At 68.2% G+C, this 26,078-nt stretch carries 20 protein-coding genes; 10 read left to right on the forward strand and 10 right to left on the reverse strand.

The window, feature by feature from the left end; translation table 11 throughout:
* Positions 1-25: 25 nt before the first annotated feature.
* Together OXG83_07650 and OXG83_07655 are read right to left on the reverse strand one after the other, a co-directional pair.
* Positions 26-1,741: a PQQ-dependent dehydrogenase, methanol/ethanol family gene (locus OXG83_07650; protein MCY3964895.1), complete on the reverse strand. Its 1,716-nt coding sequence runs from the start codon at positions 1,739-1,741 to the stop codon at positions 26-28.
* A 2-nt stretch (positions 1,742-1,743) separates the two neighbouring features.
* Positions 1,744-2,310, reverse strand: a complete 567-nt coding sequence (locus OXG83_07655; GenBank protein ID MCY3964896.1) for a Rieske (2Fe-2S) protein — start codon at positions 2,308-2,310, stop codon at positions 1,744-1,746.
* A gap of 97 nt (positions 2,311-2,407) precedes the next feature.
* Between OXG83_07655 and OXG83_07660 the strand changes: the two genes are divergently transcribed.
* The 3 genes from OXG83_07660 to menC are packed head-to-tail and all read left to right on the forward strand — an operon-like array spanning position 2,408 to position 5,912.
* Positions 2,408-3,838, forward strand: coding sequence for an aldehyde dehydrogenase family protein (locus OXG83_07660; GenBank protein MCY3964897.1), 1,431 nt, complete (start codon positions 2,408-2,410; stop codon positions 3,836-3,838).
* Between the two features lie 56 nt (positions 3,839-3,894).
* Positions 3,895-4,788, forward strand: coding sequence for a hypothetical protein (locus tag OXG83_07665; protein MCY3964898.1), 894 nt, complete (start codon positions 3,895-3,897; stop codon positions 4,786-4,788).
* A complete protein-coding gene (gene menC, locus OXG83_07670; protein MCY3964899.1) occupies positions 4,785-5,912 on the forward strand; it encodes an o-succinylbenzoate synthase in 1,128 nt (375 codons plus the stop codon). Before OXG83_07665 ends, menC begins: the two co-directional genes overlap by 4 nt.
* A gap of 15 nt (positions 5,913-5,927) precedes the next feature.
* Here the strand turns inward: menC and OXG83_07675 are convergent, their stop codons facing one another.
* Positions 5,928-6,689 carry an SDR family oxidoreductase gene (locus OXG83_07675; GenBank protein ID MCY3964900.1) on the reverse strand — a complete coding sequence of 254 codons (762 nt, stop codon included), beginning with the start codon at positions 6,687-6,689 and terminating at the stop codon, positions 5,928-5,930.
* Positions 6,690-6,709: 20 nt separating this feature from the next.
* Positions 6,710-7,501 (reverse strand): enoyl-CoA hydratase-related protein, encoded by a 792-nt coding sequence (locus OXG83_07680; protein MCY3964901.1) that lies wholly within the window; start codon positions 7,499-7,501, stop codon positions 6,710-6,712.
* Positions 7,502-7,611: 110 nt separating this feature from the next.
* Between OXG83_07680 and OXG83_07685 the strand changes: the two genes are divergently transcribed.
* Positions 7,612-8,664, forward strand: coding sequence for a nicotinamidase (locus OXG83_07685; protein ID MCY3964902.1), 1,053 nt, complete (start codon positions 7,612-7,614; stop codon positions 8,662-8,664).
* A 7-nt stretch (positions 8,665-8,671) separates the two neighbouring features.
* On the opposite strand, the gene OXG83_07690 is transcribed toward OXG83_07685, so the two are convergent.
* The 3 genes from OXG83_07690 to OXG83_07700 all read right to left on the reverse strand — a co-directional run bounded on the left by OXG83_07690 (position 8,672) and on the right by OXG83_07700 (position 14,075).
* Positions 8,672-10,738, reverse strand: coding sequence for an NAD(+) synthase (locus OXG83_07690; GenBank protein MCY3964903.1), 2,067 nt, complete (start codon positions 10,736-10,738; stop codon positions 8,672-8,674).
* 101 nt (positions 10,739-10,839) lie between these two features.
* Entirely contained in the window at positions 10,840-12,258 is a 1,419-nt protein-coding gene (locus OXG83_07695; GenBank protein ID MCY3964904.1) for a nicotinate phosphoribosyltransferase, read from the reverse strand.
* Positions 12,255-14,075: a tRNA uridine(34) 5-carboxymethylaminomethyl modification radical SAM/GNAT enzyme Elp3 gene (locus OXG83_07700; protein MCY3964905.1), complete on the reverse strand. Its 1,821-nt coding sequence runs from the start codon at positions 14,073-14,075 to the stop codon at positions 12,255-12,257. Before OXG83_07700 ends, OXG83_07695 begins: the two co-directional genes overlap by 4 nt.
* A 48-nt stretch (positions 14,076-14,123) precedes the next feature.
* Here OXG83_07700 and OXG83_07705 point away from each other — a divergent pair, with 48 nt between their 5' ends.
* The 6 genes from OXG83_07705 (at position 14,124) to OXG83_07730 (ending at position 19,949) form a co-directional block, all read left to right on the forward strand.
* Positions 14,124-14,933, forward strand: coding sequence for an SDR family NAD(P)-dependent oxidoreductase (locus tag OXG83_07705; protein MCY3964906.1), 810 nt, complete (start codon positions 14,124-14,126; stop codon positions 14,931-14,933).
* 84 nt (positions 14,934-15,017) lie between these two features.
* On the forward strand, positions 15,018-15,782 hold the full coding sequence (locus tag OXG83_07710; protein MCY3964907.1) for a class I SAM-dependent methyltransferase: 765 nt from the start codon (positions 15,018-15,020) through the stop codon (positions 15,780-15,782).
* A 16-nt stretch (positions 15,783-15,798) separates the two neighbouring features.
* On the forward strand, positions 15,799-17,265 hold the full coding sequence (locus tag OXG83_07715) for a serine hydrolase (protein ID MCY3964908.1): 1,467 nt from the start codon (positions 15,799-15,801) through the stop codon (positions 17,263-17,265).
* A 76-nt stretch (positions 17,266-17,341) separates the two neighbouring features.
* On the forward strand, positions 17,342-17,644 hold the full coding sequence (locus OXG83_07720) for an SCP2 sterol-binding domain-containing protein (GenBank protein MCY3964909.1): 303 nt from the start codon (positions 17,342-17,344) through the stop codon (positions 17,642-17,644).
* Positions 17,645-17,646: 2 nt separating this feature from the next.
* A complete protein-coding gene (locus OXG83_07725) occupies positions 17,647-18,888 on the forward strand; it encodes a sulfotransferase (protein ID MCY3964910.1) in 1,242 nt (413 codons plus the stop codon).
* Complete coding sequence (locus tag OXG83_07730; GenBank protein ID MCY3964911.1) at positions 18,885-19,949, forward strand: DUF1214 domain-containing protein; 1,065 nt, start codon at positions 18,885-18,887, stop codon at positions 19,947-19,949. The genes OXG83_07725 and OXG83_07730 overlap by 4 nt, the downstream gene beginning before the upstream one ends.
* 53 nt (positions 19,950-20,002) lie before the next feature.
* Here OXG83_07730 and OXG83_07735 read toward each other — a convergent pair whose 3' ends face one another.
* Genes OXG83_07735 through OXG83_07745 form a run of 3 tightly spaced genes read right to left on the reverse strand, consistent with a single transcriptional unit; the run spans position 20,003 to position 26,065 of the window.
* Positions 20,003-23,092: a hypothetical protein gene (locus OXG83_07735; GenBank protein ID MCY3964912.1), complete on the reverse strand. Its 3,090-nt coding sequence runs from the start codon at positions 23,090-23,092 to the stop codon at positions 20,003-20,005.
* Between the two features lie 49 nt (positions 23,093-23,141).
* The gene (locus OXG83_07740) at positions 23,142-24,251 is read right to left on the reverse strand and encodes a DNA topoisomerase IV subunit A (GenBank protein MCY3964913.1); all 1,110 of its coding nucleotides are present in this window, start codon (positions 24,249-24,251) and stop codon (positions 23,142-23,144) included.
* Positions 24,248-26,065 carry a DNA topoisomerase VI subunit B gene (locus OXG83_07745; GenBank protein ID MCY3964914.1) on the reverse strand — a complete coding sequence of 606 codons (1,818 nt, stop codon included), beginning with the start codon at positions 26,063-26,065 and terminating at the stop codon, positions 24,248-24,250. Before OXG83_07745 ends, OXG83_07740 begins: the two co-directional genes overlap by 4 nt.
* Positions 26,066-26,078: the final 13 nt, after the last annotated feature.

The raw sequence follows: 26,078 nt of genomic DNA on the forward strand, positions 1-26,078 counted from the left end.
GCCGAGTTCCCTGCGGGTGAAACCGCTAGTCGGGCAGAGCGAAGACCCAGAGCACGCCGCCCTGCGGCACGTAGGTCCGGGTGCCGATCGCCCCGTCCAGATGGTTCGTGCCGCGCTGGGCGTCGACTCCCCAACCCGACTGGACCGCGATGTACTGCACGCCGTCGACCTCGAAGGACGTGGGCACGCCGGTGACGCCCGAGTTCGTGCGCTGGCGCCAAAGCAGCTCGCCGGTCGTCGCGTCGAACGCGCGGAAGTAGCGGTCGCTCGTGCCGCCGACGAAGACGAGACCGCCAGCGGTCGTCAGGACTGGCCCCCACAACTTGCGCTCGAACTCGACGGTCCAGACCTTCTCCCGCGTGTCCAGGTTCCACGCCTGCAGTTCGCCGTAGTGATCCGCTCCTTCCCGCGACACGAAGCCACCTTCCATGCCCATGAAGGTGCGGCCCGGGCGGTACTCCTCCTCGACGCCTTCGAGGTGGGAGCAGGTGTTCTCGTTGGCCGGAATGTAGAGCAGCCTGGTGTCCGGGTTCCAGGCGGCCGGCGGCCAGTTCTTGGCGCCAGACCAGGACGGACAGAACACGGCCCGTTCACCCGTGCCCGGGGTCTTCGCCGGGTCGTACTCGGGCCGCCCGGTCTCTGGATCGATCGACGTGAACACGTCCTGGTAGACGAACTTCGTCGCGTCCAGGAAACCGATCGAGTCGGCGCTCCGCTCCAGCACCCAGATGTAGGCATTGCGACCGGGATGCACCAGGGCCTTGCGCGTGCTGCCGCCGCGCTCGACGTCGATGAGCATCGGCGGATCGACCTCGTCCCAGTCCCAACTGTCGTTCCAGTGGTACTGGTGATAGGCCCGGATCGCGCCGGTGTCCACGTCCAGGGCCAGTACCGAGGTCGAGTACAGGTTGTCGCCCGGACGCGCGTCGCCCATCCAGGGACCGCCGTTGCCGGTGCCCCAGTACGTCAGTCGCAGGTCGGGGTCGTAGGTGCCGGTGACCCAGACGGAGACGCCGCCGGTGCGCCACGTGTCGCCGGGCCAGGTGTCGTGACCGGGTTCGCCGGGGCCGGGAATCGTGTAGGTCTTCCAGAGTTCGTCGCCGCTGTCCGCGTCGTAGGCAGCGATGAAGCCGCGAATCCCCCACTCGCCGCCCGAGACGCCGACGAGCACCTTGCCCTCGACGGCCAGGGGCGCGAGCGTCATGTAGTAGCCGCGGGCGTAGTTCTCGACGGCAGTTTCCCAGACCACCCTTCCCGTCCGCGCGTCAAGCGCGAAGAGCCGCGCGTCGACGGTGGCGACGTAGACCCGGTCGCCCCAGAGCGCAACGCCGCGGTTGGTCGGGTGCATCTGCTGCAGGTCTTCCGGCAGCTCGGGCACGAAGCGCCACAGCAATTCGCCCGTGCGCGCGTCCAGCGCCATCACGCGGCTCCCGGGCGTCGTGATGAACATCGTGCCGTCGTTGACGATCGGCGGCGCCTGGTGACCCTCGTTGATGCTGGTCGAGAACGTCCAGACCGGCGCGAGCGAGGCGACGTTCGAGGTGTCGATCCCGTCGAGCGGGCTGTAGCCCCAGCCGTCGTACGTGCGGCGGTACATGAGCCAGTTCTCAGGCTCCGGGGCCAGAAGACGCTCCTGGGTGACCGCACGGTAGGCGCGCTCCTGTCCGATCGCCGGCACCACCGCGGCGCCGAACATGAGGAGGGTGACCGTCCATCGAAGAACCGCTTGCCGATCCACCATCGTCAGAACTCCCTCTCGAACCGGATCGTGGCGCTGAAGCCACCGGCCGCCACGAGAACGCCGTCTCCCTCCGCCCGCAACGGCAGGGAAGGCAATCGACGCGGTGCCGGCCCGGAAATCACTTCGGCTCCGTCCCTGGGATCGAACTCCGAGTCGTGGCACGAACAGACGAGGAACTCCGTCTCCTCCGACCAGTCCTCGATGTCGCAACCGGTGTGGGGGCAAATCCCCGAGTACGCGACAACGCCGTCCGCCGACGCGGCCCTGGTCTCCGGAGCCAGCGAGTCCGGGTCGAAGCGCAGCAGCAGCACCTGATTCAGACGCGATCCGTCGCGGACCGCGCCGCTTGCAGGGTCCATCGCGTAGGAGATCACCTGCTCGCTGACCATCGGCACGTCCTCCACCCGGATCGTCTCTCCCTGGCGTGGCCCGAAGGCGAACACGAACCGGTCGCCCTCCCGCGGCCGCACCCTGCGCGGATCGTCCTCCTGTGCGTGCAGCACGTGCAGCCCGCGCGCGGTCAGACCCAGACCGAGGGCCGATTTGAGAACCGTCCGCCTGTTCTGCATGGCCGGCGAAGGCTAGCAGCCCGGTGCTACGATTCCGCCGCTTCACAACGCTCGATTCATCCTCCGGCCACCCACCGGCCGCGTACAGGTAACCAGCATGATCGACATCCCCGCCATCCGTTGGGGCAAGCCCTACGAGTCGCTCGAGAAGGCGACGATCGTTCACTTCGAGACCGGCGAAGAGCTGGCCACGCTGCACCAGACGAACCCCGGCCTGGTCCAGCGCGACATGCGCCGCGCCCAGCGCGCCCGCGACATCCTGCGCGAGATCCCGTCCAGCGAACTGATCTCCATGGTGATCAAGGCCGCCGACCTCTACCTGAACGCGGACCTTCCCCTCGGCAGCGGCAGCCAGACCCCGGCGGACTTCGTCCACTACCAGTCGGCGACGACCGGTCTGCCCGAGCACATGTGCCGGGCGAACATGGACAAGAACCACTTCGTGCTGACGAACATGGGCGAGGTGCTCGAAGCGCTGACCCGCGGTCTCGACCTCGACATCCTGGCACGGGGCCACGGCGTAGAGGAGCGTGGCGTGCCGGTCAGCTACCAGGCGCAGGCGCCGGTGATCGGCCTCGTGCTGCCGTCCAACTCGCCGGGCGTGCACACGCTGTGGATGCCGGTCATCCCCCTCCAGATCGGTCTCGTGTTCAAGCCCGGACCGCAGGAGCCGTGGACGCCGTATCGGATGACAGAGGCCTTCGCGCAGGCCGGCGTGCCCCGCGAGGCCATCTCGATCTACCCGGGGGAAGGCGACATCGGCGCGGCCGTCCTCGCCTCCTGTTCCCGCAGCATGATCTTCGGCGGCGCCGACACCGTGGCCCGCTACCAGAACGATCCCCGCGTCCAGCCGCACGGCCCCGGCTTCAGCAAGATCCTGCTCGGCGACGATGTCGTCGACGACTGGGAGCAGTACCTCGACGTGATGGTCGACAGCGTCCTGGTCAACAGCGGCCGGAGCTGCATCTCCTGTTCCGGCGTCTGGGCCTCGCGCCACACGGCAGAGATCGCCCAGGCTCTCGCCGAGCGGCTGGCGCCCGTGCTGCCCAAGCCGGCCGACGACCCCGAGTCACCGCTCGCCGCGTTCACGGTGCCGGGCATGGCCAAGGCGATCAACGCCATGATCGACGCCCAGGTCGACGTTCCCGGCGTACGCGACCTGACCTCCGAGATTCGCGGCAACGGCCGGCTCGACGAGCGCGAGCGCTGCGACTACCTGCTGCCGACCGTCCTCCACTGCGCCGACGCAGGAGTGGAAGCCGCGAACGTCGAGTACATGTTCCCCTTCGTCTCCGTCGTCGAGTGCCCGCAGCAGAAGATGCTGAGCGCGATCGACGACACCCTTGTGTGCAGCGCGATCACGAACGACGAACACTGGCGGCGGCAACTGATCGACGCCACCCACGTCGACCGCCTGAACCTCGGCCCGGTGCCGACGATTCAGCTCAACTGGCTGCAGCCGCACGAAGGGAACATCATCGACTTCCTGTTCCGGGCGCGTGCGTTCCAGCAGGCGGACGTCGCGTAGCAACTCAGCCGCACAGCAGCATCCGCCACCGGCCCGTGGCTGTACGATCGCGCATCATGCGGAAGCAGCTTGCGGGCCGTGTCGAACTGCGCAACGTCGCCACCGACGCGGAGTACGACGCAGCGGTCGATCTCCAGCGCCAGACGTGGGGAGACGGCTTCGAGGACGCCGTACCGACGACGATCATGATGATTTCGCAGAAGATGGGCGGCGTGCTCGTCGGCGCCTTCGACGAGAAGGATCGGATGCTCGGCTTCCTCTACGGGCTGAGTGGCTTCCGGTACGGCCGGCGTGCCCACTGGTCTCACATGCTCGCCGTCGCGCGCGACGCCCGAGGTCTCGGCCTGGGCCGCGAGCTCAAGACGTTTCAACGTGAACTCCTGCTGCCGCTCGGCGTCGAGACGGTCTACTGGACGTACGACCCCCTCGTTGCCCGCAACGCGAACCTGAACCTGAACCGGCTCGGCGCCCTACCGATCGAGTACGTCGTGAACATGTACGGCGAGGACACGGGAAGCCTGCTGCACAGCGGGCTGGGCACCGACCGATTCATCGTCGCCTGGCCGATCGCGAGCTCCCGGGTCGACTGGCTGATGACCGCCAATGCCGACGCCACGCCAACCCGCGACACGCCGCCCTTCCCCAGAAGCGAAACGACGTCCGACGTCAAATGGGTCGAGGTGCCGCCCAACATCGGCGCCATCTTGCGGGCATCGCCCGAGGACGCCTTCGCCTGGCGGCGACGAACGCGGGCGCAGTTCCAGGAGCACCTGGAGGCCGGCTACGCGGTGACCGGGTTCACCTGGCGCGAGCAGGCAGAGCCGGATGCCGGCGGGGGCGCCAGCGCACCCAGTGTCCCGGGGGCCGCCCAAGAGACCGGCGTACCCCGCGTCCTGGACCGGCGCTACTACTACCGGCTCCAAAAGCTCGAAGGAACGGAGACGCAATGAGCCTTCACATCGACTCGATCACGCTGCGCGAGATCCAACTGCCCCTAGTCGAGCCGTTCCGCATCTCCTCCGGCGTCACGACCACCCGCCGCATCCTGCTGCTGGAGCTGATCGACGCGGACGGCGCCTCGACCTGGTCCGAATGCGTGGCGGGCGACTTCCCGAACTACTCGCCCGAGAGCATCGACACCGCGACCCTCGCGATCCGCGAGTGGCTGGCACCGCGGGTGCTGGGCCGGCGCTTCCGGAACCCGCAGCAGGTAGCGGCGGCTCTGTCCGAGGACCTCCGCGGTCACGAGATGGCGCAGGCGGCGATCGAAATGGGCGCCTGGGCGCTGGCGGCCACCAAGGCCGGCCAGAGCCTCTCGTCTCTGCTCGGTGGTACCCGGAAACGGATCGGCACCGGCATCTCGATCGGCATCCAGAACTCACCCGACGAACTCGCCGCCAGGGCCGAGAAGGCGCTGGCCGAGGGCTACCGGAAGATCAAGCTGAAGATCAAGCCGGGCCAGGACCTCGACTACCTGCACGCGGTCCGCGAACGCCTCGGACCGGACGCGCCGCTGATGGCCGACGCGAACAACGCGTACACCCTCGCCGACACGGACCACCTCGTCCAGCTCGACGACCTCGACCTGGTGATGGTCGAGCAACCCCTGGCCTGGGACGACGTCGCGCGGCACGCCGAGCTCCAGCAACGCATGCGGACGCCGATCTGCCTCGACGAATCGATCACGAACATCGCCCGCGCCGAGGACATGGTCCGGCTCCGAGCCGGTCGGATCATCAACATCAAGCCGGGCCGCGTCGCCGGGTTCACGGCGTCGAAGGCCATCCACGACCTCTGCGAGGCCAACGACATCCCGGTCTGGTGCGGCGGCATGCTGGAGAGCGGAATCGGCCGTGCCTACAACGTCGCGCTGGCCTCCCTGCCGAACTTCACGATCCCCGGCGACGTCAGCCCCAGCAACCGCTACTGGGCGCGCGACATCGTGTCGCCGGCATGGACGATGGACGCAGACGGCTGGGTGGATGTGTCCGAGAGCCCGGGCCTCGGCGTGGAGGTCGACCGCGAACGGATCGAGGCTCTGACGGTGCAGCGGGAAACGCTGCGAGCGAGCTAGCGCCCGAACTCGGGTCTAAAGGCTCCAGCCGCCGTCGACGGTCACTGTGTGACCGGTCACGAACACGTTGCGCTCGATCAGGGCGACGATCGCGTCGGCGCAGGTCTCCGGAGTCGCGACGCCCTTGAGCGGCGCGCCCGCGCTCACGCGCTGCTGTGCCTTGTCGTAGGTCTCGTCGCCGAGACCGCCGCGCAGCCACCGGCCCTCGATGAAACCGGGGGCGATCGTGTTGACCCGGATTTCGGGGCCGAGCACGCGCGCCAGCGACTTCGTCATCACGATGACCGCAGCCTTCGACGCGGCATAGGGGATGCAACTGCCGCCGCCGCCGATTCCCGCCACCGAGGCGACGTTTACCACCGCGCCCTCGCCCGCCGCCTTCATGTGCGGCGCGGCCGCCCGCGTGCAGTTGAAGACGCCGCGCAGGTTGGCCCCGAGGATGTCGTCCCAAACTTCGTCGGTGACGCCTTCCAGGTCGTCGTGGGCGATGAAGTGGGTCATCCCCGCGTTGTTGACGAGGATGTGGAGCGCACCGAACGCGTCCACCGCCGATTCGATAAGCCCACGGCAGTCGGCGTCCTTCCGCATGTCGGCCTGGACCGCAATGGCCTTGCCGCCACCCTCCCGAATGCCTTCGACGATGCGGTCCGCGGCTTCCGCGCCGCTGTGGTAGTTGACGACCACCGACGCGCCCAGGCTCGCCAGCAGTTCGGCCGTCGCCTCGCCGACGCCCGAGGACGAGCCGGTGACAACGGCGACCTTGCCTTCGATCTCCACGGGCCCGGCGCCCTTGCGGCCTAGCGGCCCTTCCAGTTCGGCGGCCGTTTCTCGGCGAACGCCCTCGGACCCTCGATCAGGTCCTCCGACTGGTTCATCTGCGCCGTCCACGGGAAGATCGAACCCGCCGCCTGCTCAAGCGCCATCCCGAGGCCCTTGTTCGCGGCCTCCTTGCTGGCGCGCACCGACAGCGGCGCGCACTCCAGGATCTGCGCCGCCCAGGCCCGGGCCCGGTCGAGCAGCTCGTCGTGGGCGCAGACCTCGTTGACGATCCCAAGCTCCTTCGCCTCCTGCGGCCTGATGTGGCGGCCTGTCAGCAGCATGCCCATCGCCTGGTGGTAGGGAATCTGCCGCGGCAACCGGTGCACTCCCAGTGCACCGGCCATCAGGCCGACCCGGGGTTCGGGCAGGCCGAAGGTCGCCTTCTCCGACGCGATGATGATGTCGCAGGCCAGTACCAGTTCGAACCCGCCGCCCAGCGCGAAGCCGTTGACCGCCGCGATCATCGGCTTGTGCAGGTCGAAACGCGCCGTGATGCCACCGAAACCGCCGCGCACGCCCTTCATCCCGGCACGCACCGTCTTGCTGCCGTGCTCGGCCTGGTACTTCAGGTCGTTGCCGGCCGAGAACGCCCGGTCGCCGGCGCCGGTGAGGATCGCCACCCAGGCATCGTCATCGGCGGCGAAGTCGTTGAACACCGAGTCGAGCTCCTGACTCGTCGGCGGGTGGATCGCGTTCATGCGCTCCGGTCGGTTGAGGGTCACCTCCCAGACGTGATCGTTCTTCTCGACCTGGAGAAACTCGTAGCTCACTTGCCTGCTCCTGTTCGCTTGGGGGCCGTTTGTGGCCGTTTCATGGAAGGGCGCGAGAGTAGCAGCAGCCCGGCCGACCCTGCCGCCTACTTGCTAGCGTTCCACCCGACATGGCACTCCTACCGCTACCCGCCGGCCCCGGCACGGACAGCGATCCGTACCGGAGCGGCGACTGGTCATACAACCCCGACCCGAACCGGGTCGCGGCCGCGGCCGCCGAATGGCGAAGTCGCCATCACGTCACGCCCGCAGCCGTGGACGGGACGCGCCGCATCCTCCTGCTGGTCGACGAGCAGCGGGACTTCTGTCTGCCCGAGGGCGCACTCTACGTCGGCGGCCGCTCGGGACGCGGCGCGATCGCAGACACCGACCGCGTGGTCCGCTTCGTCTACCGCAACCTCGGCAACCTGACCGAGATCGCCTCCAGCCTCGACAGCCACACACCGCAACAGATCTTCTTCTCTTCGTTCTGGGTCGATGGCTCGGGCAAGCGGCTCGACGGCTACCGCGAAGTGCTCGCTTCGGAGATCGAGGCAGGCGAGGCGGTTCCCGACCCCGCCCTCGCCGGCTGGTTCGGCGACGGCACCGCAGAGTGGCTCAGGCGCCAGGCCCTGGACTACTGCCGGCGGCTTGAGGAGACCGGCCGCTACCGGCTCTACCTGTGGCCGCCGCACTGTTTCCTCGGCAGCGAGGGTCACGGCCTGGTCGGCGCGGTGCAGGAAGCCAGGCTGTTCTTCAGCTACGCGCGCGGCGCTGAGACGCCGATATTGATCAAGGGCACGAATCCCCTCACCGAGTTCTACTCCGTGCTCTCGCCGGAGGTCCTGGTCCGACACGACGGCAAGACGCTCGACCAGCGCAGCGAGACGCTGATCGACTGGCTGCTCGACGCCGACGCGATCATCGTGGCCGGCCAGGCAGCCAGCCACTGCGTTCGTCACACGGTCGACGACCTGCTGGCCGAGATGCGGTCCCGCGGCGTACCGGAGAGCCGGCTGCACGTCCTGGCCGACTGCATGTCGGCGGTCGCGGTACCCGACCCGGCGAAGCCCGGCGAGTTCCTGGCCGACTTCACGCCCGAGGTCGAAGCGGCGCTGCAGGGCTGGCGAGAAGCCGGCGTCCACATCGCGAGTTCAGAGGACGACGCCTCGGACTGGGGCTAGGGCACCTTCACGGCACGTTTCGCCGCAGTTCCTCGACCCACGCCGCCGGATTGCCGTCCGACGGCGCCCGCCAGTCACCGCGGGGCGAGAGCGAACCGCCGGAGCCCACCTTCGGTCCGTTCGGCAGCGCCGACCGCTTGAACTGACTCGTGCCGAAGAAGCGGACCAGGAACACCTCGAGCCACTGCTTGATCTCGGCGAGCGTGTACTCCCGGCGCTCAGCGTCAGGAATCGTGTCGAGCCAGGCGCCGCGGTCCCGGTCGCCCCAGGCGTGGTGGGCGAGAAAGGCGACCCGGCTCGGTCGGTAGCCGTACCGGCTCACGTAGTAGAGATGGAAGTCCTGGAGCTCGAACGGCCCGATCGCCTCCTCGGTCGACTGGGCAGGCTCGCCGTTCTCCCCGTCCTGCCCCTCGGTGGCGGGCACCAGCTCGGGCGAAATCTCCGTGTCGACGATCGACTGGAGGGTCTCGCTGGCCTCGGCGCCTAAGCCGCCGCGTTCGATCTCCCAGCGAATCAGGTGCTGGATCAGGGTCTTCGGCACGGAGGAGTTCACGCTGTAGTGCGCCATCTGATCCCCGACACCGTAGGTGCACCAACCCAGCGCCAGTTCGGAGAGGTCCCCGGTCCCGACGACCAGGCCCCGATGCAGGTTCGCCAGCCGGAACAGGTGCGAGGTGCGCTCGCCGGCCTGCACGTTCTCGAAGGTCGAGTCGTAAACTCCCGCACCGCGTTCGCCCCGGCTGTACGGGTGATCGATCGACTGAAGCATCCGCTCGCTGGCCGGGCGAATGTCGATCTCCGACGCCGAGACGCCGAGCGCCGCCATCAACCGCTTCGCGTTCTCGTACGTGCGTGACGAGGTGCCGAAACCGGGCAGCGTGTAGGCCAGGATGTTCGCTCGCGGCAGACCGAGTCTGTCCAGGGCCCGCACGCAGACGATCAGCGCGTGACTCGAATCGAGCCCGCCGGAGACGCCGATCACCACCTTCTCGATGCCGGTCGCTCGCAGGCGCTGGACCAGGCCCGCGACCTGGATGTCGAACGCCTCGGCGCAGCGCTCGTCCCGCTCGCCGCTGTCCGCGGGCACATACGGAAAGCGCGGGATCTCCCTCTCGAGCACGACCGCGGCGGCCGGACGCTCCACCGCGACGCCGACCCGGCGGAACCGTGCGGCAGCCGATTCCCGCCGCGCCGCGTCCCGGAACGTCGACATGCGGAGCCGCTCCTGCGCCAGCCGCTCCAGGTCGACATCGGCGGTGAGAATCTGGGCCTTCTGGCTGAAGCGCTCCGACTCCGCGAGCCGCTCGCCGTTCTCGTAGATCAGGCCATGGCTGTCCCAAGCCAGGTCGGTCGTCGACTCGCCGGCGCCGGCGCCCGCGTAGACGTAAGCCGCCACGGACCGACCCGACTGCGACGCGCACAACAGTCGCCGGTAATCCGCCTTGCCGATCGTCACGTTGCTCGCCGAGAGGTTGAACAGCACCGAGGCGCCCGCCAGAGCGCCGTGGGTGCTGGGCGGCAGCGGCGACCACAGGTCCTCGCAGATCTCGACGTGGAAGCGGAACGCGGGGGTCGGTCCCGCATCGAACAGGAGGTCCTCGCCGAAGGGAACGTCCTCGCCGCCGAGGGACACGACCTGGGAGCGGCGCGATTCGGCGGCCGCGAAGTAGCGCTTCTCGTAGTACTCGCGGTAGTTCGGGAGGTAGGTCTTCGGCACGATGCCGGCGATTCGGCCGCCGCCGACCACCGCCGCCACGTTGAAGACCGCGCCGTCGGCCACGAGCGGCAAGCCGACGACCAGCACGGTCCGGAGCTCTTGCGAGGCGGCAGCCAGGTCGAGCAGCGCGGCCTTCGAGCCCTCGAGCACCGCCGACTGGTGGAAGAGGTCATCCAGCGAGTAGCCGCTCAAGTTGAGTTCGGGGAACACGGCAGCCACGGCGCCGGCCTCGTCCGCTCGCCCCGCGAGCTCGAGCGTCCGCTTCAGATTCGCTGCCGGATCGCCGATCTCCACCTGCGGCAGGCATACGGCCACGCGCGCGAACCCGTGTTCGTACAGGTCGTCGAAGCGACGCACAGCGTCTCCTGTGCCCGAACCGGCCATGCGGGATTATGAACGAACGGCGCGGAAATGCCTTAAGAGCAACGCCTTCCGCCGCCGGAGAGGCCGCCGGCGACTCACTCTGACGCGCCGGAAACCCGATGCGACGCCGCCAACTCGTCACAGAGCTCGAGCAGCTCTGGCGCGACCTCCACCGGCGCCGTCGCATGGCAGTCGAGGTCGAGCAAGCCGATGGGGAGGGCGGCAACTTCCCTGCCGGCGACCTCCCGGCAGACCTCGAGTGTGGGCAGCGGGTCCAGAAGCCGGCCGCGATCCAGAACCGGCGCCAGCAGGTCGTAGCCCCCCTCCTGGTCGCGATCCGTACCCGGACCGGCCGCGGTGTCCCGCGTGTAGATCACGTCCCGCTCCAGCGCACTTCTGGCAGAGTGGTAGCGGCGCACCTGCAACCGACCCGGCAGGGACGCCTTGCCGACACCGGCGCCGAGCTTGAACACCGGCCGCCATCGCTCTTCGCCGGCACGCCGGATCGCCGACAGCTTGTACACGCCGCCCAGTGCGCCGCCCCCGGCGGCCGTGACCAGGGATGTGCCGACCCCCCAGATGTCGATCGCGGCCCCGGCTCGCCGCAGCTCCATGATCCGCTTCTCGTCCAGGTTGTCGCTGACCACGATCGCCACGTCCTCGAGCCCCGCCTCGTTCAGTCGTCGGCGCGCGCCGCGGCTCTGCTGCAGCAGGTCGCCGGAGTCGAGACGAATGCCGAGCAGACGCTGGCCCCGGCGTTCGAGCTCCCGTCCGACGGCGATCGCGTTCTCGATTCCCCGTTCGACGTCGTAGGTGTCGACGAGCAGGACGCAGTTGTTCGGCATCGTCTCGGCGAAGGCGCCGAAGGCCTCGGGCTCCGAGTCGAACGCCTGCACCCAACTGTGGGCGTGGGTGCCGCGCACGGGAATCCCGAAGCGCTGGCCCGCCTGCACGTTCGAGGTCGCCGTGCAGCCGCCGACGTAGGCGGCGCGGCAGGCGCTGAGCGCGCCGTCGAAGCCCTGCGCCCGGCGCAGACCAAACTCCAGCACCGGCTGGCCGGGAGCGGCGATGTGGCAGAGCCGCGCCGCCTTGGTCGCCACCAGGGTCTGGAAGTTGATGATGTTCAGGATCGGCGTTTCGATCAGTTGGCCGACGAGCAGGGGCGCCTCCACGCGCAGCAGCGGCTCGCGAGCGAAGACGGCCGTGCCCTCCGGCACCGCCGCGAGTGAGACGGACAGGTCGAGCGCCGGCAGGGCGTCGAGGAACTCGGGCGAGAACAGCGGCCCGCCGTCACCGCCGGAGAGACTCCGCAGGTAGTCGATGTCCTCCGGCTCGAAGCGCAATCCGTCGAGAAAGGACACGATCTGCTCGAGGCCCGCCGCGATGGCGAAACCGCCTCCGAACGGTGTCCGCCGCATCGACATGTAGAAGCTGGCCCGGTCCAGGTGACGACCGTGCTGCCAGTAGCCCTGGGCCATCGTCAACTGGTACAGGTCCGTAGTCAGGGCGCTCACGGCGAGGCCTCCACCAACGGGGGCTGCGTCGGCCGGTGCTGGTACAGCTCGCCGTCACTGAAACCGAGCCGCCGGTAGTACTCGCGCGTGCCGACCGAGGAGATGACGGCCACGGAGTCGAACCCCGCGCGGCCCGCGACCTCGAGCGCCTCGGCGATCAGGCGGCGGCCCAGGCCGACGTGCTGGGATCTCCCTTCGCCCCGCTCACCCAGCCCGACGACCGCACCGTACACATGGACCTCGCGGATGATCGCAGCGCCCTCCAGTTCCGGGACGAAGGACTCGGTCGGCTCCGGGCTCGCCGGCAGGCGCAGCCTGAGGAAGCCGGCGATCCGGTCCGCGGCCGTCACGAACTCGAGAAAGACCTCGCGGCCGAACGCCGCCGCGTAGTCCGTTCTCCGCATGTGGAGCTCACCCGGATCGACCCGCCGTCCGCCGATCTCGCGGGCGCGGATGTCCCGGCAGACGACGCCACGTCTGGCGGCCCCGGCTTCGGCCACCTGACGCATGTTCGTCGTCCTGTTCCCGGTCACGATGTCGGTCCCCGGGATGTCCCGGATCACCCGCGTCAGCCGGCAGTAGCGCGGCGTCGCGCCCAGGCTGTGGACGAGCACGTCGAGCAGTTCATCACGGTCGTAGGGCCGCCAGTCGCCACGGCGGTGGTAGGCCATCAGCTCGGCGCTCTCGATCAGGGAGCACGGGTAGACCTTCAGTTCGTCCGGACGCAGTTCCAGATCCTCGAACAGGCGATCGAAGTCCTCGCAGTCCTTCGCCGGCGTCGAGCCGAGGAGGTTCGGCATCCAGTGCGCCTGGATCTTGAACCCCATCCGCCGCAGCAGGCGCACCGCCCGGCGGGTTCGGGCCACATCGTGGCCCCGCCCGTTCAAGGCCAGCACCTCGTCGTCCATGCTCTGGACGCCGATCTGTACCTTGGTCGCACCCAGCCGGCGCATGAAGAGCGCCTCGCCCCGGTCGAGACAGTCGGGACGGGTCTCGAGCGACAGACCCACGCAGCGAGCCGCCGCCGTTTCGTTCTCCCGCTGCACCGCTTCGAGTTCGGCCCAATCCGCGACCTGCCGGCGCGCTTGGGGCGCCGCGCCGGGATGCGCGGCGGTCCACCCGGAGACGACCTGGTTGTAGGTGCGGGCGCTGGCATTCGCACCTTCCACGGTTTCGTCGAGCTCGCGGAAGTCGACTTCGGGTTCGAAACGCGCGAGCAGATCCGCAGCGGCAGGTCCGAGCGTTTCGGAGAAACGGTTCATCGCCTCGAAGCAGCGCAGCACGAACCAGATGCGGTACGCCTCCGGGTAGCTCGACCAGGTGCCGCCGAGCACGATCAGCTCGACCTTGTCCACGGCATGGCCCGTGTGGTGGAACGAACGCAGGCGGGACAGGGTCTGCCGGAAGGGGTCGAACTGGTGCTCCGCGGCCCGTTGCGCCCCAGGCTCCGACGACAGGTAGCTCTTCGGCATCCGCACGTCGCTCGGACAGAAGATGCACCGGCCCGGGCAGGGGTAGGGCTTGGTCAACACCGTGACGGGAGCGACCCCGCTGCGCGTGCGGACGGGCTTCATGCGCACGCGATCAACGAACGTCCGCTCGTTGGCCGAGCCGGGACGAAGCGCCCGGTAGCCGCGGATCAACTCGCTCTTCGAGAAGAAGCCCTTGCCGTCCTTCGGGTGGCGACGCAGCACGTTCTCGAGGTCACCGGCCTCGAACCGAGGCGCCCTCTCGATGGCGCCGATGATCGCGTCGAGTTCCGCCGCGTGCTCCTCAGGCTCGAACGAGTAGCGCTTCGGGGCTATTGTCGCCGCCATGACGGGAACCTACTACGGCAGGGCCGGCCGCCTACAGGCCACGAACCGATGACGACGACGGCAACCGGAACAGGAGCGGCGTCGCCGTTCGGGGGCCGCGCGGCCCTCGTCACCGGCGGCGGCAGCGGCATCGGACTGGCGATCGCGAGAGGCCTCGCCTGGGGCGGAGCGAGCGTCGCCCTCGGCGGACGCCGGCACGACGTGGTCGAGGCGGCCGCCGCCGACCTGCGCGCGCTCGGCCTCACCTGCGGCGCGGTCGCCGGCGACGTCTCCACCGCCGACGGCGCCCGCCGACTGGTTGACCGGGCAGCTCTTGACCTCGGCGGGCTCGACATCCTCATCAACTGCGCCGGCGTCTACCGCGCCGGACCGCTCGCCAACGAGCAGGCGGCCGGGCCCGACCCCGTCGACCTGGTCGTCGACATCGACCTGAAGGGTGTGCTCTTCGTGACCCGGGCCGCGATCCCATATCTCCGTGCAAGCGGTGGCGGCGGATCGATCGTCAACATCTCGTCGTCGCTCACCCAACTGCCGCTTGCCAACTGCTCCGTCTACACCGCCGCCAAGGCCGGCGTCGACGCGTTGACACGCGGCCTCGCGGCCGAACTCGCCGGCGATCGGATTCGCGTGAACGCGGTGCTTCCCGGAGTCGTGCGCACCCCGATCTTCGAGACGATCATGCCGACGGAACAGGCCGCCGCCTTCCTCGACGGCTTCGCCGAAGAGGTGCCGCTGGGCCGGATCGGCGAGCCGGACGATGTTGCGCGCGCGGTCGTCTTCCTGTGCGACCCGGCGAACGACTGGATCACCGGAACGCTGGTTGCCGTGGACGGCGGCCTGAGCCTGGGATCCCGGTAGTCCACCGGGTGCGCCGGCCCTCTGGCCGGCATCCGGGCCGACGCCGCGAAGCGGCGAGGCGCTGCAGCCATACTCCCCTTTCCCATGGACGCCACCACCCAGGCCGCGCTCCGCCAGATCAACCGCGACTTCTACAGCCGGCACGCGGCCGACTTCGACCGCACGCGCCACCCGGGCGGCTGGCCCGGCTGGCAACGGGTCGTCCAGGCCACCGCACGAACCACGGACCGGCCCGTCCGTGTTCTCGACCTTGGCTGCGGCAACGGGCGCTTCGCCCTGTTCCTGGACCGGAATCCCGGCCTCCGCCACGATCGACCCCTCTCGTACCTCGGCATCGACCAGAGCAGGGAACTCCTCGAAGCTGCCCTCTCAGCCTGCGCCGACCGCGACCACATCCGGTTCGAGGTCGACGACATCGAGAACTGCGTCCTCGACGAAGCGACTCACGACCTGGTCACCCTCTTCGGCGTCCTCCACCACCTCCCGGGTTTCGAGTCCCGACGCCGTGCCCTCGAACGCGCCGCATCGGCCGTGGCACCGGGGGGCCTCCTTGCCCTCACCTGCTGGCAGTTCGCCGACGATCCCCAATTCGAAAGTCGCCGGCTCCACTGGGCTTCGGAAGCCGGCGTCGACCGGGCGGAACTCGAACCCGGAGATCACCTGCTGCGCTGGGGGCCGGGCGATTCGGACGCCCGCCGCTACTGCCATCACACCGGCGAAGCGGAACTCGAACGCCTCGTCGCCAGCCTGCCGTTGGCCGAAGTCGGCCGCTACCGCTCCGACGGACCCGACGGCCGGCAGAATCTCTACTGGCTGGGTGCTCGCGACGGTGCTGCTACTTTGAGCTGAAGGAGGACCGCAACCCATGAAGTCCCTGTGTCCCGCTCTGGTCGCCTCCATCCTGCTGACCGCTCTCCCCGCCGTTGCCCAGCAGGAGGAGACCTACGACTACTGGCAGCCGCAGCGGCAGATGGTCCGCCTGGGCCAGCAGGCGATCTTCATGTGCAACGGCCTGTTCACCTCGAACCGGACGCTCGAGCAGGTCTTCGCGCAGGAACTCGCCTACCTTCCGGAGCCGGTCGGAACCGCGGAAAGCGGCGACTACGAGGTCAACCACGAACGTAAGGCGGTGACGATCGGCTCGGGCCACGGCGTGCCGAAGATGCGGGCCGCTTTCCGCGACGGAATCGGCTGCGTCGTCCTCGCGCCCGATCAGACGCTGGGCGACATCGACAGCCTGCCGGCGATCGAGATGCCGCCACCGGCCGGCGACGCGGCGAAGATCCCCTGGCCGGACGGCGACAAGACCGGTCCGATCTCACTGCTATCCGAAGTCGACACTGCCGCACTCCAGGCCGCCTCCGACTGGGCCTTCGACCGCGAGTCGCCGCAGCAGGTCACGCTCAGCCTGCTCGTCGTGCATCGCGGCGAGATCGTCCACGAGCGTTACGCCGACGGCGTCGACATGACGACGCGCACGCGCACCTGGTCGACCGCGAAGAGCATCGCCTCGACGCTCATCGGCATGCTGGTCGACGACGGCAAGCTGGCGCTCGACGAGCCGCTCGGCTTCGACTTCCTGCCTGCGAAAGCCGCGGCGCCCGAGACCGATCCCCGGTCCACGATCACCCTGCGTCACGCGCTGAACATGTCGAGCGGTCTGCAGACCGTCGACAACGGCGGGCAGGAGTACGCCGTCGGCTCCGGCATGTCCTACTGGGCCGGCGCCAGTTCCGTCCTGGGCGCCCGCCGCCGCGCCCTGATCCGCGAGCCGGGCGCCAACTGGGACTACGAGAACTACGACACCCTGCTCGCCGTCTACGCGATGAAGCGCGCCCTCGGCAGCGAGAAGAAGTATCACGAGTTCCCGCGCAAGCGCCTGCTCGACCGGATCGGCATGCGGAACACCCTGCTCAGCACCGACCGCTTCGGCGACTTCATCCTCAGCAGTCAGGTCTACACCAGCGCCCGCGACCTGGCCCGATTCGGCCTCCTCTACCTCCAGAACGGCGTCTGGAACGGCGAACGCCTCCTCTCCGAAGAGTGGATCGACTTCGTCCGCACCCCGGCCCCCTCGACCGCCGACCGCGGCAACTTCTACGGCGGCCAGTTCTGGCTCGTCCCCGACGAGCGCAGGGACGTCGCCAGGGACGCCTACTCCACCGCCGGCAACCGCGGCCAGTACGTCGTCATCGTCCCCTCCCACGACCTCGTCATCGTCCGCCGCGGCCTCGACTGGGGCCGCCAGGGCTTCGACCGCTGGGACATGACGCGGGAGGTCGTGAAGGCATTTCCGAGTGCGGCTACGGCGCCGTCTGCGGCGTCGGACTGAGCAGCGCCAGCCACGCCCAAGGTCTGCGCGCGCAGCCTGGGTTAGGGTTCGCGGGTTCCACGACTGGGAGCTGGTGATGACGATCGACGAGTTCGTTGCCGATATGGCGGTGAAGGCGGGGGGTATCGATCCCCTTGGGAAGAGGTTGCTGTTCCTGCTGGACGACGAGCAGATGCTGATCGACGGGACGGGGGAGACGAACGTCGTCTCGAAGGTGTCGGGGCAGGAGGTCGAGACGGACTGCACGGTGCGGATGTCGCTCGACACGTTCGGCAAGCTGCAGCGCAAGGAGATCAAGCCGTTCATGGCCGTCGCCTCGGGGAAGATCAAGGTCAAGGGCGACATGTCGATTGCCGCCAAGCTGAAGAAGCTGACCTGAGCTTGACGAATCCGTCGATCCGGATCCGGCAGCCGGTCGCGGTCAGGGCCGTCAACCGTGCCGGGGCGGTTGCTCGCCGGTGCGGGTTGAGGCCCTTCGCGCTGACGCCGGAGAAGATCCTGGAGAAGGCGCGGCAGGCCAGTGGGTTCGAGGTGCGCGATCCGATGTTCCGCGAGGGGCTCGAGCGTCTCGTACACGGACTTGAGACGCACGCGCGGTTGAGCACGTTCGGACGGCTGGCCGCCCGCGGCACCGTGCAGCGCTCGGCGGACTCACGCTCCCGGGTCGAGCGAGCCTTCGCTGAACACCCGGAGATCGGTGACGAAGAGATCCAGGCGCCGGTCTTCATCGTCGGCACGCCCCGGAGCGGGACGACGATCCTCCACGCCCTGTTGCACCTGGATCGGGACCACCGGGCGCCGCTCTCCTGGGAGTGTCTCCTGCCCCACCCGGCGCCGCGCCCGGACGACTACGAGGACAACGAGCGGATCGAGACCGTGCGCAAGGAGTTCGACCAGATCTTCCAGCTCGTGCCGGACTTCAGGCGCAAGCACTACATGACCGCCGACTCGCCACAGGAGTGCATCGGCATCACGGCCCTCCACTTCGCGAGCTTCCAGTACGTCGCCATGGCCTGGCTGCCGGAGTACCACGACTGGCTCGCGAAGGCCGACCAGGTCAGGAACCTGCAGTGGCACCGGCGGTTCCTGCAGTTCCTCCAGTCGGGCGGCGTTCCCGCCCATCGCTGGCTGTTGAAGTCGCCCGTCCACCTGATGCGGCTGCGGGCTCTCTTCGAGGTCTACCCTGACGCCCGGGTCATCGTGACCCATCGCCACCCGGCCGACGTCGTCCCCTCGGTGGGGAGCCTGATCTCGTCGATGCGGTCGTTCTACTCGGACCACGAGGACACGCTGCGAACCGGGCGGGAGCAGCTCCTGATCTGGGCCGACTACTTCGCCCGGTTCCTGCACGACCGCCGGGAACTCGGTCGCGAGGAGCAGATGGTCGATGTCTTCTTCGACGACTTCGTCAAGGACCAGATGTCGGTCGTGGACTCGATCTACTCACGCTTCGGCTGGAACCTGCGGCCCGAGGATCGGGACAGGATGGAGCGTTTCCTGCAGCGGGAGCGCCGGGGAAAGCACGGCGCCCATGTCTACTCGCTCGATCAGATCGGTACGACACCGGCCGAGATCGACGACGAGTACGCCCACTATCTCAACTTCCTGGAGACACAGCGATGAGCGACAGCGACTTCGAGAGCCGGCAGGCGCTGCACGAGTTCCTGGACGTGGTCCGCAACGCGGAGCAGACGTTCCTCGACCCCGAAAAGGAACTCGACCACCAGGGCCACGTGGACGGCTACCAGCACCTGTTCCACCTGATGCAGATCACGGTGGACTTCTACCTCCACAACGACCCCCTGCGGCCCCGGCTCGTGCGGCTCACGGACGGAACCCGCAAGCTCTACGGGGACAACGTGGACTCGGTCTACTACTTCTCCCAGGTCCGGGGGGACCAGGAGTACGTCCTCCGCGGGCGGCACTTCGGCAGTTGCTACCTGAGCTTCTGCCTCTACGGCGGCGATCCCAACGGCGAACTGGCGGACCGGGTGACGCTCAACGTCAACCACCGCGACATCGCGTTCGAGGACGACGGGTCGTTCGAAATCAGGCTCACGCCCGATCCGCAGGGTCCGAACGAGTTCCGGATCGACCCGGACTCCGTCTCGCTCTTCACACGCGAGTACTTCCTCGACCGCGCGTCGTCGAAAGAGAGCGTCCTCAGCATCGAGAACGCCTCGCCGCAGCCGCCCGCGTCGCCGCTGGACGACGCAGAACTCGCGCGGCGCATCCGCAGCATGGCGATGTTCTTCATGTGCACGACCTGGATCGCGCCGCTGCCGGTGCACCTGCCGTTCAACGAGTTCTGCGAGCCGTGGGAGTTCGACCCGGAGCAGGGAGGTTGGGGAACGGTCGACAACATCTACTGCTTCTGCCGCTTCCGGCTGCAGGAGCACGAGTACCTCAAGGTGCGTTTCCGGTCACCGGAGGCCTGCTACTGGGGCCTCCAGACCTGGAACTACCTGATGCAGTCGATGAACTACGAGGACTTCCAGGTGTGCGTCAACAAGCAGACCGCGGTACCCGAGCCGGACGGCAGCTACGTCATCTACCTGAGCCACCGGGAGGCGCCGAAGAACTGGATCAGCGCCGCCGGCTACAACGAGGGCGTTCTCTTCGCCCGCTGGCTGCTTGCGGAGGAGCTGCCCGAGACCCCGGAGGTCGAGTTGGGGGAGTGGTAGAACCGTGTCGGACGTTCTGCCTCGCTTGACCGAGGCGGTCGGAACGCTGGAACTCAAGGGCGGCAACTATCGGTGAACGCACCGCTGTCCGTGATTGCCGGTGCCGGTGGACCGGGCTCCTTCGTGTAGGTCCAGGTCCTGTCCGTCTCCGTGTCGGTGACCGAAATGTCGAGCCCGAGGTCCGTGGCGGCAGCCGAATACACCCAGTGATTGCCGTTCACGGCACAACCGTCGAGCACCTTGATCAGCATCTCCCAGTTGTTGGGATCGAAGAAGTAGAACAGGCCGGAGTTGTTCGTGCCGCCAGGCACCCTGCTCGCTGCACCCTCTAGACCATCCGCCGTGGACCAGTCCACCTTCACCTCGAAGCGGCCGTCGACGAGGCACAGGGACGAGCCCGCTTCCTCGCAACCCGAATGGGATGTGGCAACGTCGGTCAGCGGCTCCGACGCGATCGGCGCAGGCGACGCAGAGCAGGCCCGTGGGAATGCCGTGGCGTCCGTGATGGCGGGAGCCGGTCGTCCGGGCTCGTTCCGGTACTCGCTGAAGTCTCCCGTCCTGGTGTCCGTGACCCGGATCGAGTAGCCGAGGTCGGTGGTCGAGGCTCCGTACACCCAGTGGTGGTTGTTGACCGAGCAGCCGTCCAGCACCTTGATCAGGATCTCCCAGTTGTCCTCGTCGAAGAACCGGAACAGCCCGGAGTCCTTCGTGGCCTTGGGCACGACCACGGCCGGCCCGCTTCTGCCGTCGCTGGTCCACCACTTCGCCTCCACCGTGTAGCGACCGCTGTGCAGACAGAGCGTCAGGTCGCTCGCCTCGCAGGGTTCCCCGGGGGTCGGGTCCGGGTCCGGGTCGGGCTCGGGGTCCGGGTCGGGTTCGGGGTCCGTCGTGGAGACGCTGGCGGAGAACCGCGACCGTCCACCCGTGATGTGGCTCCAGTAGTCCGGTACCTGGTCGCGGAATCGAGCGTGCACAGCCAGCCCGTCGGGGTCGGGCGATGCGCCCGGATCCACCAGGTAGACGAAGCCCGCGTTGAAGTCCGTCTGGGCTTGCGCCGCCGAGGGGCTCCGCAAGCCGTGGACATCCAGGACCTGCTGGATCGACACGTTCTCACGCACGCCGGCGTAGCGGAAGACGGACTGCTGCCGTGGGTCCCGGAGGATGAAGAAATCGGGCACTTCGCCTACGTCGGCGAGCCCCATCAGGTACAGGTCGAGCCAGGAGAAGCCGCCGTTCCAGACGCCGTTGTACGGGGTGAACGTGCCGTCGCCGTTGTCGCGCCAGTCCTGTCCTCCCATCAGGGATGTCGCGCCGTCCTGGTCCGGGTGCCAGGGGAACGCCGCGGGGGCGTGAAGCCATGCCTGCCAGTGGCACAGGCAACCGTCCCCGACCAGAGGCACCGACTGGCCGTTGCGGTTCCGGGAGACGTAGGCGAGCCACATGTGCGAGAACTCGTGGGCGAACAGCCACAGCCCGTAGTCGTAGCGGCTGCCTTCACCGGCTCCACTCCGGTACACCTGGTCGGAGTAGATCCAGACGGGGGAAGCCCAGCGGCCCTTGAGCCGCCTTGTGCCGCAGGGAGGACCGCCAATCGTGGCTGGGCGCCCAATGCCGTCGACGGGGTCGTTCGCGTAGTACGGCCTGAACGGTGTCGTGGCTTCCTGCTTGTCGATGCGGAACTGGTTGTGGAAGACGAGCAGATCGAACTCGTCGTCCAGGCTGTTGGTGAGGTGACATGCGATGCCGTCGAGATTCCTCACCGTCGGGTAGTTGAACACCTCGTACTGGTACTGCGCGGCGCGGCTCGTGGCCTCCGACAGGTCGGTGTTGGGGCCGGTCGCGTTCGGCAGGCGGAACTGCGCCACGTTTGACGATTCCCCCTCGACGTATCTGCCGCCGTCGAAGTGCGCGGCGCTGGCGAACACGGCCACGGGCGTTCCCTCGAGGCCGGTGATGTTCGCCAGCAACGCGATGCGGCGGGGGTCTGTCGTCTCCACCACTCCCGCGACGCCCGTCCCGGATGCCAGCCTCAAAGCCCCGTCCGTCACGTAGAACCGCCAGTCGAAGTCCAGGTCCCCCGAACCCGTCCACCAGGGCTGCTCCACGTCGAAGAACAGGCGGTACACGTAAAGGTGCCCCCGTGGCGGCACCGGGGGCGGCTCCCTCAGTGTGAACTCGACGATCACGCCACCCGTACCCGACTGCTGCAGGGTCACGTTCAGCAGGTCGAGGTGGCCCGGCAGGCCGATGTCCCGGCCGTGGCTCAGCTCCGCGATGACGGCGCCGCGCGACCTCCTCTCGGGTCCCAGCAGCCCGACGATGCCGTCGCTGAAGGAGATGCTGTTGTCGTAGTTGAGACGCACGCTTCCATCCGAGGCCAGGATCGCCTGGAAGCGGGTCGGCGTCCGTGGAGCCACACCATGCACGTAGTAGACGGGCTCGTTCGTGGTCCAGGTGACGACCACCCGGTCGGCCTGGTGGGCGACGTGCTGCGTTGCTCCGTACTCGTTGTAGAACCCGCCGAGCAGCGGCTTGTACAGGGCGCTGATGCCCGTCTCGTTGACCAGCAGGTGGCTGAGCTGCTGCATCGTCTCGAACCGGAATCCGGTGTTCACGTAGTCGTACTGCAACGGCCTGCCGAACGTGATGACGCCCCGGGGACTGACGAAGAACGAACTCCACGATCTGCCGGCGAACTCGAACTGGAAGCCACGGAACGACACTTCCTGATCGGAGGCGACCCGCCCGCCGATGTTCCGCTCCCAGGCGACCGGCCGGACCGACCGGAGGTAGCCGCCCTGCCCGTCCGGCGTGAACGTCACGGTGCGTCCCCTCAGGTCGAAGAGGTTGGCGTCGGTCAGGTCGTTCCGCGAGAGTTCCAGGACGATCTGGTGGTTCGCCGTGGTCCGCAGGGTTCTCGAGGCCGAAGCGACGCGGATGGCGTCGTCGTCCGCCAGATTGCGCAGGTCGACGAAGTCGAGGAAGTCGACGGCGCTCGGTTCGCTGGGATCGGCGGGCGGTAGTCGCTTGAGCGTGTCCCGGACGTCTTCCGATGCCGACTCGGCCGCGCCCGTTGCGTTGCCCGCCACGGCGAGCAGGCACGCCAGCACCAGCCCGACGCGCGCCTGTCTGATGGAATTCACTTCTCGGGTCGGGCGCAGCCCGCGCACGCAGTGGGCGGGCTACTTATGGCTAGATCCAGTCGCGATCGGCGATCTTCTTCGGCAGGAACTCCTCGGTGACGAAGGAGAGTCCCTTGCTCGAGAGGGCCTCGAGTTCCCACTTGACGCCGGCACGGAGCATGTTCTTGATCTCTCGCTGCCAGGGCTTCGCCTTGAACCACTCGTAGTTCAGGATCTCCTTGGCGCGGGAGCGATCCTGGTCGTTGAGGCGGATGCTGACGTCTTCGGAGAGGTCGTAGGCGCCAGGATCGAAGCTGGAGAGGCCGATGAAGCGGGCCTTGGGGACGGCCATTCGCTTCGACTCGAAGGCAAGGCCGATCGAGCCCTGCTTGACCACGGAGTGGATGTAGTAGCCCCAGGGATCGTTGTCGACGAAGACGTAGAGCGGCAGGTTCAGCTCGTCGACCATGCGGTACAGGAGGCGCCTCACGCCGCGCGGGGGCTGGCCCTGGCCGGTGACGAGGATGCACTTGTGGCGCTTCCAGAACTTGTCCTCGTTGAGGCGCGCCCAGACCGCCTCCTTCTCCACCAGGAGGATGAACTTGGCGCCGTGGCCGACGAAGCGGATCGTGTCCGGTTCGACGATGCCGGGCACCGACCAGCCACCTGAGCCCATCCGCGACAGGTCGATCACGTCACCGGCGTCGACCAGGGTCAGCGGGCCAACGACCGAGCCGCGCTTCGCCGCGAACAGGTGCAGCTCCTCGCGCAGCGCGCCGAGCGTGACCTCCAGGTCCTCGATGATCGGGTCCGACTCCTCCTGGCCTTCGAAGGTGTTCTCCTTGCCGTCGGCCAGGGTGTGCTTGCTCATGTAGTAGAGGTCGCGGATGCTCGTCGTCTTCTGCTCATCCAGCAGCTGGGTGCAGCCGCGGGCAACCAGGAGCGTCTGCATGTACTTGCGGGCCTGGTTCAGGTTGAACAGCGACCGGCGCTGGGTCGCGTCGCCCATCTCGATGATCTTCTTGCGCTTCGAGAACGTGACATTCGAAAGCGTGCGCGATGGGATGTCGACGAAGGGGTCCACCTCGCGACGGGCCATCGCGATGGTCTTCTTCGCCAGGAACTCGATCTTGGCCTTGGCGTCGAGACTGGCCGGGATCTTCAGCCGGTCAGCCGTCATACGAGCTCCAACTGCGACCCGCGATCCTGCTCGGGTTCCGCGGGCAACGGCGGCGGCAGGTCGTCGAGCGGCTCCAGAGCCTCCGCGGGCAGAACCTCGTCCGGGACCGGATCCTCCGGCGGCCCGTCCTCTCCGTTCGCTGGCGCCGTCGCTGCCGCATCCGCTGCCGGCGGCGCCGCGTCCGGGTCGACGACCAGCACGTTCTCGCACGCTTCCAGGTCCTCGCCGGTGGCGCCCTTCGTCTCTTCGAGCATTCCCGCCAACTCCGTCTTGCGCCGGCTGATCGCCAGCAGCCGGTCGCGGAACAGCTTCTGCTCCTTGCCGGTGATCGCCTCGACCGAGCTGACCACCTCCTCGATGTAGAGGTTGAACACTTCGCGGCGCCGCGCCTCGCTCCTGGCCCGCGCCTTGCGCTTGACGTACTGCCCGAGCCGGCGGCCGCAGGTCTGGACGGCGAGCTTGATCTCCTTGCGGATCTCGTCATAGTCGGCGACCGCCACCTTGCTCTCGGAGCTGAACGGCACCCACACCGAGGCGAGATGCACGAGCACGATCAGCGGCCCCGAGGGCAGCGCACCGCGCGACTGGGTCAGGCCGTAGGTGCGCCAGGACACGTCCATCACCGCCTTCGTGATGCAGCAGGAGCCGGCGTAGTACTGGAGCGGAACCCGGTTGGCGAATCGCAGCACCTTGGCCAGTTCGTCGCCGGCCAGATCGCCGCCCCAGGCCAGGCCGACCTCGACCTGGAACGGATTGCCACGGTAGACGGCCGGCTTGCGCGTCTCCACGCCGTAGAACTCCGCCCGCACGCCACGGGTCAGGCCGGCGAGAAGCTCCTGGACGCCGATCGGAGACAGGCAGTCGGTCGAGGGCGGCCGGATGCGGGTCTTCGAGTCGTTGATCGCCTTGTAGAGCGCGTCGGCGGCTTGCCGGGCAACGGTGTTGGGGCGCGCCTTCGCCTTGATGCCGGCCCGCTTCGCCAGACCGCCCGCGAGTTGCGGCGAGATGCGGCTGAAGTCCCGCGACAGGAACTGGGTGACCGTCTTGTGCCGTGTCGACTGCAGCATCTTCATCAGCACGCCGAGTTCGACGCCGTGAGGGTGCGGCTTGATCTCCCGCGGGGCCGCCGGGTTCCGCTCTACGGTACGTGCCCACGAGTCGGTGTCGCCGTTCGGGCTCCGGTAGTGCAGCGTCACGTGCGGGTTCGCGACCGCAACCTGGTGCAGGAACTCCTCGACCGACTGGCGGCCCTTGAGGTACTTCGCCTCCAGTTCCACCTCCACCAGCGTGCCGTGGTCGAGGTGCCAGTCGGGCAGATTCCGGCGGCCGATCGCCTTCGGCTTGTTCGTGTTCGTGTCGACCATGACCTGCATCGCGTAGGCGGGTACCGCCGGCCCCGTACGCGACTCCACCGATACCGGCTTGCCGGTCGTCAACTGCCCGTACATCGCCGCCGCCGAGATGCCGATTCCCTGCTGTCCCCGGCTCTGCTTCAGGCTGTGGAACTTCGACCCGTACAGAAGTTGACCGAAGATCTTCGGCGCCTGTTCCGGCACGATGCCGGGACCGTTGTCCGTGACCCGCACGAGGTACCGGTTCGCCCCCTTGGCCGCCTCGAGCTCGACCCAGATCTCGGGCAGGATGCCGGCCTCCTCGCAGGCGTCGAGCGAGTTGTCCACCGCCTCCTTGACCGTGGTCAGGAGGGCCTTGCGCAGAGAGTCGAAGCCGAGCAGGTGCCGGTTCTTGGCGAAGAACTCCGAGACCGAGATCTCCCGCTGCTTGCGGGAGAGCGTTTCAGCGGTGACTCGGGCCATGGGCTCCCTTCGG

It is taken from the genome of Acidobacteriota bacterium (assembly GCA_026707545.1).
Lineage (GTDB): Bacteria > Acidobacteriota > Thermoanaerobaculia > Multivoradales > Multivoraceae > Multivorans.